Source organism: Limosilactobacillus pontis DSM 8475 (assembly GCF_001435345.1).
In the GTDB taxonomy this organism is placed as follows: domain Bacteria; phylum Bacillota; class Bacilli; order Lactobacillales; family Lactobacillaceae; genus Limosilactobacillus; species Limosilactobacillus pontis.
The window spans coordinates 18,077-31,174 of sequence record NZ_AZGO01000003.1 but is presented as its reverse complement, the minus strand read 5'-3'; the positions used below and the strand labels follow the sequence as shown (position 1 = coordinate 31,174).

Annotated in this window: 15 protein-coding genes and 1 pseudogene; 6 read left to right on the top strand and 10 right to left on the bottom strand. The window is 54.3% G+C overall.

Going from position 1 to position 13,098, the window contains the following annotated elements:
- Positions 1-64: 64 nt before the first annotated feature.
- The gene (locus FD34_RS00325; protein WP_057805631.1) at positions 65-496 is read left to right on the top strand and encodes a winged helix-turn-helix transcriptional regulator; all 432 of its coding nucleotides are present in this window, start codon (positions 65-67) and stop codon (positions 494-496) included.
- Between the two features lie 147 nt (positions 497-643).
- Positions 644-1,072: an Rrf2 family transcriptional regulator gene (locus tag FD34_RS00320; protein ID WP_057805630.1), complete on the top strand. Its 429-nt coding sequence runs from the start codon at positions 644-646 to the stop codon at positions 1,070-1,072.
- A gap of 48 nt (positions 1,073-1,120) precedes the next feature.
- On the opposite strand, the gene FD34_RS00315 is transcribed toward FD34_RS00320, so the two are convergent.
- From FD34_RS00315 to FD34_RS00290, 7 genes are all read right to left on the bottom strand, one after another.
- Positions 1,121-1,369, bottom strand: coding sequence for a GlsB/YeaQ/YmgE family stress response membrane protein (locus FD34_RS00315; protein ID WP_057805628.1), 249 nt, complete (start codon positions 1,367-1,369; stop codon positions 1,121-1,123).
- Between the two features lie 4 nt (positions 1,370-1,373).
- Positions 1,374-1,556: a hypothetical protein gene (locus tag FD34_RS00310; RefSeq protein ID WP_057805626.1), complete on the bottom strand. Its 183-nt coding sequence runs from the start codon at positions 1,554-1,556 to the stop codon at positions 1,374-1,376.
- A 247-nt stretch (positions 1,557-1,803) separates the two neighbouring features.
- The gene (locus tag FD34_RS00305) at positions 1,804-2,781 is read right to left on the bottom strand and encodes an SIR2 family NAD-dependent protein deacylase (protein ID WP_057805622.1); all 978 of its coding nucleotides are present in this window, start codon (positions 2,779-2,781) and stop codon (positions 1,804-1,806) included.
- Between the two features lies 1 nt (position 2,782).
- Positions 2,783-3,187 (bottom strand): hypothetical protein, encoded by a 405-nt coding sequence (locus tag FD34_RS08700; protein WP_235805943.1) that lies wholly within the window; start codon positions 3,185-3,187, stop codon positions 2,783-2,785.
- Entirely contained in the window at positions 3,184-3,429 is a 246-nt protein-coding gene (locus tag FD34_RS08695; protein ID WP_235805942.1) for a hypothetical protein, read from the bottom strand. Before FD34_RS08695 ends, FD34_RS08700 begins: the two co-directional genes overlap by 4 nt.
- A gap of 263 nt (positions 3,430-3,692) precedes the next feature.
- Entirely contained in the window at positions 3,693-5,231 is a 1,539-nt protein-coding gene (locus tag FD34_RS00295) for a multicopper oxidase family protein (RefSeq protein ID WP_057805620.1), read from the bottom strand.
- 66 nt (positions 5,232-5,297) lie between these two features.
- Positions 5,298-6,620, bottom strand: a complete 1,323-nt coding sequence (locus tag FD34_RS00290; RefSeq protein WP_057805618.1) for a C1 family peptidase — start codon at positions 6,618-6,620, stop codon at positions 5,298-5,300.
- 154 nt (positions 6,621-6,774) lie between these two features.
- On the opposite strand from FD34_RS00290, the gene FD34_RS00285 reads away from it, so the two are divergent.
- The 3 genes from FD34_RS00285 to FD34_RS00275 all read left to right on the top strand — a co-directional run bounded on the left by FD34_RS00285 (position 6,775) and on the right by FD34_RS00275 (position 8,814).
- The gene (locus tag FD34_RS00285; RefSeq protein ID WP_057805616.1) at positions 6,775-7,425 is read left to right on the top strand and encodes a nitroreductase; all 651 of its coding nucleotides are present in this window, start codon (positions 6,775-6,777) and stop codon (positions 7,423-7,425) included.
- Between the two features lie 17 nt (positions 7,426-7,442).
- Positions 7,443-8,084 (top strand): NAD(P)H-binding protein, encoded by a 642-nt coding sequence (locus FD34_RS00280; protein WP_057805614.1) that lies wholly within the window; start codon positions 7,443-7,445, stop codon positions 8,082-8,084.
- A 115-nt stretch (positions 8,085-8,199) separates the two neighbouring features.
- Positions 8,200-8,814, top strand: a complete 615-nt coding sequence (locus FD34_RS00275; protein ID WP_057805612.1) for a sugar O-acetyltransferase — start codon at positions 8,200-8,202, stop codon at positions 8,812-8,814.
- A gap of 124 nt (positions 8,815-8,938) precedes the next feature.
- Here the strand turns inward: FD34_RS00275 and FD34_RS00270 are convergent, their stop codons facing one another.
- The 3 genes from FD34_RS00270 to FD34_RS00260 form a co-directional block, all read right to left on the bottom strand.
- On the bottom strand, positions 8,939-9,247 hold the full coding sequence (locus tag FD34_RS00270; protein ID WP_057805610.1) for a type II toxin-antitoxin system YafQ family toxin: 309 nt from the start codon (positions 9,245-9,247) through the stop codon (positions 8,939-8,941).
- Positions 9,237-9,560 (bottom strand): damage-inducible protein J, encoded by a 324-nt coding sequence (locus tag FD34_RS08690; protein WP_235805941.1) that lies wholly within the window; start codon positions 9,558-9,560, stop codon positions 9,237-9,239. The genes FD34_RS00270 and FD34_RS08690 overlap by 11 nt, the downstream gene beginning before the upstream one ends.
- Positions 9,561-9,668: 108 nt before the next feature.
- Positions 9,669-10,697, bottom strand: coding sequence for a LacI family DNA-binding transcriptional regulator (locus FD34_RS00260; protein ID WP_057805608.1), 1,029 nt, complete (start codon positions 10,695-10,697; stop codon positions 9,669-9,671).
- A gap of 172 nt (positions 10,698-10,869) precedes the next feature.
- Between FD34_RS00260 and FD34_RS00255 the strand changes: the two are divergent.
- Positions 10,870-13,064, top strand: a pseudogene (locus FD34_RS00255) (alpha-galactosidase).
- Positions 13,065-13,098 lie beyond the last annotated feature (34 nt).

Here is a 13,098-nt window from a genome sequence, read left to right as displayed (position 1 = left end):
TTTTTTGCGGAAATGCCGGGAAGCGGTATGATGGTGGTAGCAAGATCAGGAAAGGAGTCGCAAGATGAACCCACATAAAAAAATGTTTAACACCGGTGCCGACTACGCCCTCTCAATCATTGGCGGCAAGTGGAAGTCGGTCATTCTCTATCTGCTAGCGGGCCATCCCCGCCGAACTGGAGAATTGGTTAAGCAGCTGGGTACCTCCCATAAAGTTCTCAGTGACCAGCTGAGGGAATTAACCGATGCCGGGATCGTCGCCCGAAAGAGTTTCAACACCGTTCCACCGCACGTCGAATACCGGCTAACCGACGAAGGTGAAAATCTCTACGCTGCCCTCCGCTACCTTAACTACTGGGGCGAGGAGAAGGCCGCTAAGACTCCCGGTGTCGCGATCATGTGCACTGACGCGATGAAGCAGACCGGTGACGACGGCCTTTGCGTCATCACCAAGCAACACCTCCACCACTGGTGCCAGGAGATCGTCAGAAAGTAAGTAAATACCACCCGATAAATCTGCAGATTTATCGGGTGGTATTTTTCGACTTTAGTGTTGGTCAAGCGTTTGTTCCACGTGAAACCAACACCAGATGGATAAAATACGCTTGTATCACCCTAGGGAAATGACTAAAATAAAGGCATTATGAGATATTCCTACAAATTCAGTGATGCCATTCACCTGCTAGCCTACCTGGTCGTCTATCACGACGGGGACCGGTCAAGCAAGGCGATTGCTAATAGTATTGAGGCCAACCCCAGCGCTGTCCGGAAGCTGATGGCCGACCTCCGTCAGGCCGGTCTACTGGTTACTCAGGCTGGCCGGGCCCAGCCAACTCTGGCCAAGGCAGCGAAGACGATTACCCTGCTGGACATCTACCGGGCCCTTCAGATGGACCACGACCTCCTCCACGTCGACCCGGCTACCAATCTTCAGTGCCCGGTTGGCGGAGCGATCCAGCCGGTCCTCGGTGGCTTCTACCAGGAGATCCAGGTAGCGGCCTATAAGCGAATGCAAGCAATCACCCTCGCCGACGTCGTCCAACAGATCAAACAATATAACCAAGCAAAATAACACCAGAAAGCGTTGCTGCCTTCTGGTGTTATTTTTTACTGATTCTGTTCAGGTCCGACGAATCCCGAAGATCATCGAAACGATCAGTACCAGGATTACGGCCCCGATTGCCGATGGCACAATCGCCATTCCGGCAACTTGCGGGCCCCAGGATCCTAAAATTGCCTCACCAACTGATGAACCGACTAAACCGGCAATCACGTTGCTAATAACGCCCATGGAGCCGCCCCGGTGGGTAATGGCACCGGCGATTAAACCGATAATCCCACCAACGATTAATACCCATAACCAATGCATAGTACTAAGCCTCCTTTTCCTTCTTGTCCAGGTCGTCCTTCAGGTCCCGGGCCTTGTCCTTGATCTTGCCCTTGGCCTTACGAAGTTTGCCGACCATTTCCTCTGTCTTGTCGTTCGTCGCCTTACCCTTCAGTTCCCTGAAGGTTCCGGCCACGCGGTCTTTTAATCCGTGCTTATCGCTAACCATGCGCATCAGCCTTTCTATCGTTAAATGCTTAGTAACTGACAACTGCGGATAACGATCCTCCCTTCATCCTTGACTAGTGATATTGCTTATCTTTAATTCTAGCAGGCTTCATCAGGATAACAATCTTTCAAACGTTGTCTTATAGTTAACTTAACCTTGTTATTTAATCTTAATAATAAAAGAGACGATTACAAGGTAAGTGAATGACAAAAGCGGACTGGCCACGTGGTCACTCCGCTTTAAAGTACTAATTCAATTGTTGGCGTACATCCTTTAAGACCTTTGCAATATCGCCCTTGATTGCAACTCCCTTATCCTCAATTTGTTGTGGGAGAAACTGATAGTCCCGGTTAACCATCACGTCGTAAGCCCCGGGAAGGTTGTTGGTGAGGGCCCAGAATGGCTCCTGAATAAACATTGGCGTCATCTGACCAACGCCGAGCTCAAGGAATAAGAGATGTTGGTCATGAAGATGGTGTTCAAGGTCGTCAGAGATTTTCTGGTACTGCTCTTGGTACCGGCTCCCTTCCAGGAAATTACCATAGCCACGGACCCACGGGAAAGCCTCTGCACCGCAATGCGGGCAGCGGGGAATCATCGCATCTGGGATAGTTGTTGTGTCATGCTCTTCAAGGTAGTCATACATCTCATCAATCTTTTCAGTAGCATCCCAGACGTCATCCGTACACTGCTGACTGCACTGGAAGAAACGATGATCACCCTGAATCTGGGCAACCTTTTCTTCTAGGAATGCCTTAATTGCTTGAGTATCCTGATTGGTGGTCAGAATAAAGTAGTCCTTATCCCGGAGAATCGCCTGAAGGTCCTTGTAGGGCTCCCGAATTGGGGCATGGAGAGTGGTGTGCAGGAAGGTCGCCAGGTAACCCCAGAATTCTCCCCGGCTACTCCAGCGATGCCGCATCCCGGCAAAGGCGCCGGTGAAATGATACTTTTCATAGAAACGCTTAAAGGCCTGCTGGTAGGACGGGGTTGCCGCATAGTAAAAATCATCACCACCAGCGGCGGACAATCCGGAGGCCCCACCCACAATGATGTGGTCGGCTTCCTTCACCTTTTCAGCAAAGACCTTAATCTGCTGGTCATACGGTAAGGGCTGGCGCTCAGTCAGCTTAAATGGCGTCTTGCCACTCGCGTATACACCGTAATATTGTGAGTAATTCATCTGCGTCTGCATAACTAGCTGCTCATATAATGATTGCGTCATTTTAGTTCTCCTTTACTAACTGTGCCAATGTCTGCTTGAGATCGCCTGGCAATTCAATCGCCTGGGACTGAATTACTGGCAAAACGTTGATTTCATCCGGAAGGTTCAACGTAATGTAGCGCCACTTGGGGTGGACTGCTACCATCTGCATCAGCGGTGCCTTGATTAATTGATTAGCGGCGCCAATTCCCAGTTCTAACTGAACAAGCCGGCGATCCGCATACTGCTGAAGGAAGTCTTGACAGGCGCGCTGTTGGGCTTCCCACTCGGGACTACGCATCTTCAAGTCAAAGAAGTCACCCTCTACTTCCCAAATCCGGTGGGGGTCAAAGCCATTTTGTTGAAAGTGCTGATCAGCATTAGACGTAACCACAAAGTAATCTTCCCCCGCAACTAGCTGTTTCAACTGCTGGAACTGCGGACTGCCATCGTAATCATATATTTATGCAGCTGGTGGATAAATTCACGGTGAGCCGGCGCTGGCAGGAGGGCCTGGGCGCCCTGCAGGATACTGGTAATCCCATACTGCTGGGTAAACTTACCAAAGTAACGCTGAAAAGCAGCATTGTTAGCAAAAATGTTATAGCCCTCACTGATGGAAAGCCCATTGCTGGCACTGATCAGCACTGCATCCGCTGTTCGTAACATCCGTTGTGCTTCCTGAATTTTAGTCAATTAGCTTACCTCCCAAACAACGTGTTTATTCATAGACACCGTGTCGTTAACTTTGTAACCCTAGGGTAATGTAAGCCATAAAAAAGAGAAGTACACAACCATTAAAGTTGTCTACTCCTCAACAGATCTCAGAAAGTGTCGTGATTTTTTGTCAGCTAAGAATGCGGAATGGCTTTACCAGGTTCACCTTCTCAACCGGTATACCATGGGTGGCTACCAGTCACTCAAGAAATGAACTACATCTCCATCCCCATCTTCTTGTAGGATTCCATCCCACCGAGCCAGAGCTGGTCCATCGGCACGTGCCGTTCCTCAGCGAAGGCCTTCATCAGCGTCATGTGGTTCATCAGGTGGTACTGCTTGTCGGGATCGGCCGGGTCAACAACCTGCAATTGGGCCATCATTCCGCCGTCCTCGTGCTCGATGATGTGGCAGTGATACATGAAGACCCCGGCCACGTTGAACCAGACCTTGATCCGGACGTGTTCACCCGGGTTGACCGCCACGGTATCCTTCAGCCCAAGCTCGTTCGGATATGGGGCGTGACCATCACGGGAGATCACCTCAAAGGCGGTACCGTGCATGTGGTAAGGATGGATCATTCCGGGCGCCGGGTTGGTGTTCTCGATGTCCCAGATCTGAACCTTGTGCAGGGGCATCTTGTAGTCGATCCGGTCCATCTTGAACTTCTTGCCGTTCATTGCCACGGACTCATCCATCCCATCCAGGGTGACATGGTGGACAGGCAGGTCAGGATCGGCCGCCGGGTCTGGGGTTTCAAAAAGATCTTGTGGAATTTCGGTGTGGTCCGGCTTGAACTCGTGGATCCGGAAGCGAACCAACGGGACATCGTCGGAGTAAAGAGTAACCACATCACCCGGCTTGTACTTGCCGAAGTCAACGATGATCTCCTGGCGCTCGGCACAGGTAATCAACAGCTTCGTCATCTTGACCGGATGCGGCAGGAGACTCAGGTCACCGGCGATCTGGGTAAACTCCAGGTCGTCGCTGAAGTGGAGGCGGAACTCACGCCGGTTGGCCCCGTCGAGGAAACGGAGCCGGACCTTCTGGGTGGTGACGTCGAAGTAGGGATTAATCGTCCCGTTGATCATCGGTGTCGGGCCCGCGACCCCGTCTGGATCATAGTCGGTCCGGTAGTCCCACTGGTTATCCTCGTGGAAGCGCCGGTCCTGGAGGATGATCGGAATATCATCGACCCCGTAGTTACGCGGCAGAGGCAGGCTGGCCTCATGGTCGTCCTGGACGATGGCACCCCCGGCCAGGCCATGCCAAACCTGCTCCGCCGTTGACGGACACGGGTGGGCGTGGAGCCAGACAAAGGCGGCTGGCTGGTCGATCTTGAAGGTGACGTCCCGACTCTCACCAGGATATACTGGGGCGTGACACCCCCCGTCCTCGATCGGACCGGGGATGGCGAGACCGTGCCAGTGGAAGGTCGTCACCTCGGGCAGGTGGTTGACCAGGTGAACGTGGATGGTCTTCCCGCGTTTGAAGACCACCGTCTTGCCCAATAACGGACCATTGTAGCCCCAGGTCTTCGTCTTCTTACCTGGCAGGAGCTGGACCTCCCCCGTCTGCGCCACGATCGTGTAGTATATGTCCGTGGCCGTCTCCTTATCCGGCTTCAGCAGGCCCGGGATGTTCAGGGGCTGCTGAGGGGTCTGCGGTTCCTCCAGTGGGACATAACCACCATCATGGTAATCGTAAGCCGCTTCGTCATAGAAGTAGTCATTGATAACTTTTTCTTCTGCCATTACGATTCCTCCTTCAAATAAATAAAGGCCATGCCGGAGAGGTCCCCTGCACCGCCTTCGTCACGCTTATTGTAATGAGTCCCAGGCCGTCAGGTCAACTGCTGGTGACGCAGCTAGCTTCTTAAGGTCGTCATCGAGATACTTCTTGTTGATGACCGCCTCGTAGGTGTATTCCTTGAACCAATCCTGGGTCATGACAAAGTAACCGTTAGCCCCGTTATCCTTGCCCCAGCTATTTTCGATCTTCCACCGGGTTGGTTCGCCCTTGGCCAGGTCGAAGCCGGTCAAGGTCATGGCGTGGGAAACCATTGCCTGCTTGGATTCCAGCCGGTCTTTCTTGTCCATCACAAAGTCGACGTCGAGCAACTCGGCCCGCCGGAAGAGCTTGGCGTCCATCAGGCCCCGCTTGCGGTCCATCTGCTGGAGGACGTCGTTACCAACCCAGACAGTCTCACCGGCCTTCAGCTGCTTCATGGCAGCCTCCTGCAGGTACTTGAATGGCACGTTGACAAACTTGATCGGGATCCCATTGGCCACGCTGTCCTGGGTCGGCATCGCATAGACCTTGTTGTACTCGTGATCAGGGGCGTTGGTGACCACCACGTAGTCATTCAGGTTAGTATCAAAGTATTCCCGATAGAACTTAAGCGGGGTCAGGCCCAACACCTGGTGGAACTTCTTGTCGTCATCCCGGTATTCCAGGTCAAACTTCGTCGGTGGTTCACCAAAGGAGTAGGCGGCCACCTTGTAGACATCGGCCATCATCCGCTCCTGGGCCTTGGCCAGCTCGGCCTTGTCTGCACCGTCATTGACCATCCGCCGCAACTCGAGGGCATCCTTACGCATCAGGTAGTTCATGACCTCGGCCACATCGCTGGTGTCCCTGGTGTTGTGGGTATCCGGCATCACATACTCCGGAACGACCCCGTACTTCTCGATGATCGAGGCAGCGTTGGCCCACTGACCACCGTCATTTAAGGCAAAGCTGAGGTAGAAGTCGACGGTCCGGTCATGAAGCGGCTTCTTGGCCGTTGCGATGATCTTTTGGAAGTACATGTTGGCCCGCTCGATCCGGTCCCAGAAGAAGAGGTAGTTCTGGGAGAGCTCGAAGTCCTTGAAGTTGTACTTCGTGGCGAACTTGTGACGGAGCGTGTTCAGGGTCGCAAATGACCAGCAACGGCCACTGTGACGCTGGTTGGACGGCTTCCCGGTCTTGATCTCGTAGGAGAAGGCCCGGTGGAGGCGTTGGCTGGCCGCCGGATCCTCGCTGGCGTTCTTGATCCCGTTCTTCTGGACGGCCCGGGCAATCACGTCAGCGTCCCGGCGCGTGTGAAATTCTTCCTGGTATTTTTCAACCATTTTACTTGTTAGATGGCGTTCTTCCGTCATTGAATATCCCTTCCTTGATAAAAATACGTAGGCATGACTATTACACTATCAATCATAACTCACTTTACGCTTCACCGTCGGCCAAAGTGTTTTTTTCCTACTTATCATTTGTAAGCTAGAATGGAAATGAAATCACCTGAGGGAGGAATTCACCATGGAATTCAAGCAAGCTGTCAACTATCGTCAATCGGTCCGCTACTTTACCAACCGGCAGATCGATGCGGCCACTTTGCGGGACCTGATAAGAACCGCCGCACGAACCCCATCCTGGGCCAACTCACAGCCTTGGAAGGTCTATGTTGCGACCGGCGATAGCCTGAAGAAGATTAAAGCCCACCACCTGGCCGCCACCCAGCAGGGAGTCAAGGGCAACAGTGATCTGCCCGTCGCCCACCGGACGCAGTGGAATCAGCAGGCACAGGAAAACATGGCCGACTGGAGCACTGCCCTCCAGCAATACCTGGGAACCGATATCCAGCAGATGACCGATTCACAGACCCGGCTTTATGACGCTGCGGCTCTGGTCTACCTCACCCTGCCCAAGGGTGCAACGGGGTGGTCCATCTATGATCTCGGCGCGTTTGGTCAGACCCTGATGCTGGCGGCAGCCGACCAGCGAATCGACTCCATGCCGGCCTACGAGATCGTCCGCTACCCTGACGCGGTGCGGGAGATCATGGGCATCCCCGCCAATACCCAACTGGTGATGGGAATCGCCCTTGGCTACCGCGATCCGGCCAAGAGGATCAACGACTTCCGCTCCGCTCGGGCACCGGAGAATTCAATTCTAACCATTAAGGATTAAACTAAGGAGGAATTTTTATGAGTAAAGTATTCATCGCCGGTGGCTCCGGACGTGTGGCCACCGAACTAATCAAGGACCTGATTGCCGCGGGTAACGAGGTCGTGGCCGGATCTCGCCACCCTGAGAAGATCGTCCAGCTGAACGGGGTCACCCCCGTTGCCCTCGACCTGCACGGTGACGTCGCCAAGCTTGCCAGCCTGATGGCGGGTTGCGACGCGGTTTACTTCGTCGCCGGCTCCCGGGGTAAGGACCTCCTCCAGACCGATGCCATGGGCGCGGTCAAGACCATGCAGGCCGCTGAACGGGCCGGGATCAAGCGCTACATCATGCTGAGCTCGATGTACGCCCTCCAGCCGGAAAAGTGGGCTGAATACCCGGCTCTAGCAGCGATCACCGACTACAACATCGCCAAGTTCTTCGCCGACAACTACCTGATCAAGAGTACCAACTTGGGCTACACGATCGTCCAGCCGGCATCCCTGACCGAGGCGGCCGGCATCGGCAAGGTTAGCTTCGGTTCGGGTAACGACACCACCAACCCGATTCCGGACGTCGCCCAGGTATTGGCCGACGTGCTTGACGCCGACAACACCATCGGCAAGGTTATCATGATGCGCAGTGGCGAAACACCGATTGCGGATGCTGTTAAGAACGTCTAACTAAAAGCGGTGGTCAGGAATTCCTGGCCACCATTTTTATTGCCGTCCCTTGACAGCGCCCCCGAAGAAATCGTTTACAATGATACCTAAATAATAACGAAATGGGGTATTTATCATGGGACTTCATGACCAACAGATCTATAATCCAGAGGACCCGGCCATCCTCAAGGTCCAAAAGCAGGCTCAGCTGAAGATGTACGAGTACAACCGGACCCTGCCAACCGAGGACGACAAGCGTCAGCGCCTGTTGAAAGAGATGCTCGGCAGGGTCGGCAAGGGCTGCTACCTTGAACCACCCTTCCGTGCCAACTTTGGCGGCCAGCACGTTATGCTCGGCGACTATGTCTACGCCAATTTTAACCTGACCGCGGTCGACGACACCTACATCTACATCGGCGACCACACGATGATCGGGCCCAACGTCACCCTGGCCTCGGCCGGCCACCCGGTCCTGCCGGAGCTGCGCCAGCGCGGTTACCAGTACAACCTGCCGATCCACATCGGCAAGAACTGCTGGCTGGGTGCCAACGTGACCGTCGTGCCGGGCGTCACGATCGGTGACAACACCGTGGTCGGCGCCGGGGCGGTCGTCACCAAGGACCTGCCGGCCAACGTGGTCGCGGTTGGGGTCCCCGCCAAGGTGGTCCGGCCGATCAGCAACCACGACCGCAAGTACTACCACGGCCGGATGAAGATCGATCCTAAACTGCTGTCGGAAATTTCAAAATAATTGCAAAAGCCTTAGGACTACCGGTTAACGATAATTCTAAGGCTTTTTTGTTTGTCATATTATGGTACCAATTAGATCATTTTCTACTACGGAATCGGTTCCCCACAAATAGTTTCTAAAGCTATCAATGAAAAAGTTCGTTATGACTACCAAGGCGCATAAAGCGAAAAACACGGTGTTTATTGATTTCGGTATAGATTACCAGCAAATCAACTTTACTGTCGAAAAGATGGAAATCCATCGTACCAGTATACGGGAGAGTTGGATCCACTAGTTCGTGTGGATCATATTCGCTTGGGATTTCCCCATATTCTATAATATAGTCATCAATATCTCGTAATTCACCCTGTAAATCGTCAACCTGATTTTTCCATTTGTTAACGTCAAGCTGGAATTGCCGGTCAAAGCAAACCCTCCAATTATTATTTATCATTGAAAAGTTCCTTCATTGCATCATCGGCATCATCAAAGGTCTTCGCGGTATCTGAAATAATTCCCTCTTCTTCGGCATACGCACGAACAATTGCTTTTCGGGTTTCATCATTAAAGGTTACGTGCTCGACCTTGGGCACATTCTTGATTTCAAATGGTACTTTCCCCTGAATAATGAATTGTTTAGCAGCCATCGTGAAATAGCCGTTGACGGTCATACCAACATTAGCTAATCCTTCTGAAAGTTCTTTACGCAATTCTGGGTCGAGACGAATGGTCGAACTAGTTTTAGCTTTTGGTTTAATCGTTGCCATGCTAACGCCTCCTCTTTCACATCGGTATCTTATTGATACTCATATGATATCACTTATTAAAGGTCGGATCCATTATAACAAACGTCAATGATCACTCACTGAATAGCCTCACTTTGACTGCGGCGCGCTGCTGGCCCGCTCCACGAGGCGGGACGGCAGGATCACCTGCTCCGCCACAGTCCGGCGGTCGATCAAGCGCTCGATCGCCAGACGAACAGCGGCCCGGCCCATCTCGTAGCTGTGCGGGCGGATGGACGACAGTGGTGGGGTCAGCTGGGCAGCCTGGGCAGAATCGTCAAAGCTGACCACAGCCAGGTTGTCCGGCACCGACACCCCGCGCTCGTGCAGGGCCTGATACACCCCGACCGCCAACCGGTCGCTGGCGATCACCAGGGCATCGATTGGCAGCCGCCGGTCAAGAATGGCGGTCATCGCGTGGTGCCCGTCCGCTTCGATCCACCGCGTCACGTAGGTATGGGCGGTTAGGTGGTGGACCTGCATCCAGTTCTCATACACCCGGGTCCGGATGTCGGCGATCCCGGTCTGTTCACTCCCCCGTGCCGCCACCGGGTTGATCGCTCCACCGATGAAGAAGATATGACGGTGCCCCTGCCGATAGAGCTGATCAAGTGCCTGGTGCATCACCGCCTCGTAGTTGTTGCGCACCAGGTCGTAGCGGTCCGAGTAGCGGTAGTCGTCAATGATTATCAGGTTCTGATTGTAATGGTAGAGCCGGGTCAGAAAGTGCTGACTGAAGGTGCCGACGAGGATTAGCGCGTGGTAGTCTGCGGCCCGACGGTAGTCAAAGTCCGGCTGGGGAAACATCAGCCAGGCACTGATCGGCAGGCCGTGCTCCTGGGCCGCCATCTTGATCCCCCGGTTGATCTCGGTGAAATAGGACGTTGGCCCGCTGTCCTGGTGCGTCAGGAGCACCAGGATCCGGCTACGCTGCAGGTTCATCGCCCGGACCCGCTCGCCATGATGCTCATGGGTCTCATAGTGCAAGGCGGCGGCCGTCTGAATGATCTTCTCCCGGGTCGTGGCCTTCACCGCCAGGCGGTCATCGTGGTTGAGAACCCGGGATACCGTGGCCAGAGAATACCCGGTCAGCCGGGCGATCTGTCGGATGCTTGCCATTGTTAATCCCTCCTTTTTTCTCGATTATAGCAGAAAATAGTAAACGTTTAGTATCCCGATACCATAGTCCGTACGTTCAATCTTATCTGACCACTTTACCCGATAAAATCTACGGTCCTAGATGAAACCGCTTTATAATTTGAGCTGAACAAAGAAGGGAGCCATTCGTGCAATGATTAATTTCGATGAAAAAACCAAAGTCTTCCACCTGAAGAATAAGCAGGTCTCCTACCTCTTCGCCATCGAGGAGGGCGGCCTGCTCAGCCACCTCTACTACGGTCCCGCCATCCGGGAATACCACGGCGAACGCTACTACCCGCGGGTCGACCGGGGCTTCTCCGGCAACTTACCCAAGTCAATGGACCGGACCTACTCCAAGGATGACCTCCTCCAGGAATATTCCGGCAACAACACCGGGGACTATCGGGTCCCGGCCATCACTATCCGTAGCAAGGACGGGGCGCGGCTGACCGACTTCCGCTATGATTCCTACAAGATCATTGCCGGCAAGCCGGCCCTGGCTGGCCTGCCAGCTTCCTATGTCAAGGCCGACGACGAGGCCGAAACCCTGGAGGTCACGCTGAAGGACACGGTACTCGACGTCGCCCTGGTGATATGTCCTACACGATCTACCGGGACTACCCCGTCATCACCCGCAACGTCCGCGTCGTCAACACGAGTGACTACCCAATTGACATCGAGAAGGTCGCCTCCATCCAGCTCGACCTGCCGAAGAACGACCAAGACTACGACCTCGTCTACCTGCCCGGCCAGTACGCCCACGAACGGCAGATGCGGCGGACCAGCCTCGACCAGGGGATCTTCGAGCTGTCCAGCCGGCGTAACTCCAGCTCCCACCACATGAATCCGTTCGCCGCCATTGTCGACAAGTCCACCGACGAGTTCCAGGGCAACGCACTCGGTGTCCTGCTGGTCTACTCTGGCAACCACCAGTTCCAAATTGAGAAGGACCAGATCGACCAGATTCGCCTACTCGCCGGGATCAACGAATTCAACTTCTCCTGGCGCCTGGAGGCCGGGGAGAAATTCCAGACCCCCGAGGCGATCACCGTCTTCTCCACCAAGGGCCTCAACGGGATGTCCCAGGCCTTCCATCACCTGCTGACCAACCGGGTGGCCCGCGGCAAGTACCAGTACGCTGACCGGCCAATCGTCATTAACAACTGGGAGGCCACCTTCTTCGACTTCGACGACAAGAAGCTCGACGAGGTCGTCAAGGAAGCTAAACCGCTGGGGATCGAGATGTTCGTCCTTGACGATGGTTGGTTTGGTCACCGGAACGACGACAACTCTTCGCTGGGTGATTGGTTCGTCAACAGCAAGAAGGTCAACCTCAAGCAGGTTGCAGATCAGACTCACGCCGCCGGGATGAAGTTTGGCCTCTGGTTCGAGCCCGAGATGATCTCCATGGACTCCGAGCTCTATAAGAAGCACCCCGACTGGGCAATTCACGAACCAGGCCGGGGGATGACCCTCTCTCGCAACCAGCTCGTCCTCGACTTCAGCCGCAAGGAAATCGTCGACAACATCTTTGACCAGATGTGCCAGGTCCTGGACAAGGTCGACATCGACTATATCAAGTGGGACTTCAACCGGAACCTGACCGAGGTCTTCTCCGTCGCCACCACGCCGGAACACGAGGGTGAGATCGGCCACCGCTACGTCCTCGGTCTCTACGACCTCCTCGATCGGCTAACCAAGCGCTACCCACAGATCCTCTTTGAGGGCTGCTCCGGTGGTGGCGGCCGGTTTGATGCCGGAATTCTCTACTACATGCCACAGAGCTGGCAGTCCGATGATACTGACGCGGCCGACCGGATGAAGATCCAGTACGGGACCTCCCTGGTCTACCCGACCTCGGCAATGACCGCCCACGTCTCCGTCTCACCAAATCAGCAGACCGGGCGGGACATCAGCTTTGAAACCCGGGGTGCTGTAGCGATGAGCGGCGTCTTCGGTTACGAGCTCGACCTGGCCGACCTGACCGCTGATGAAAAGAAACTGGTCAAGCAACAGATCAAGTTCTACAAGGCTCATCGCCACCTGATTCAGTACGGCGACTTCTACCGGCTAGAGAGCCCGTTTGAGGGTGGCAGCAAGGTGGCCTGGGAGTTCGTTAGCCCCGACAAGTCCGAGGCCCTGCTCTTCACCTTCCGGACCCACCACACCAACCGGTTCGAGATCTACAACACCAAGATGGTGGCCCTCGATCCAAGCAAGAACTACCAGGATGACACTACCAAGACGACTTATGGCGGTGACGAGCTGATGAATGTCGGCCTGTTATCCGACCCGACGGATAAGGGTGACTACCTGTCAGAAATCCATTACTTCAAAGCCAAGTAAATCAGTGCTTTAAATCAGTTACCGGTGCAAAATC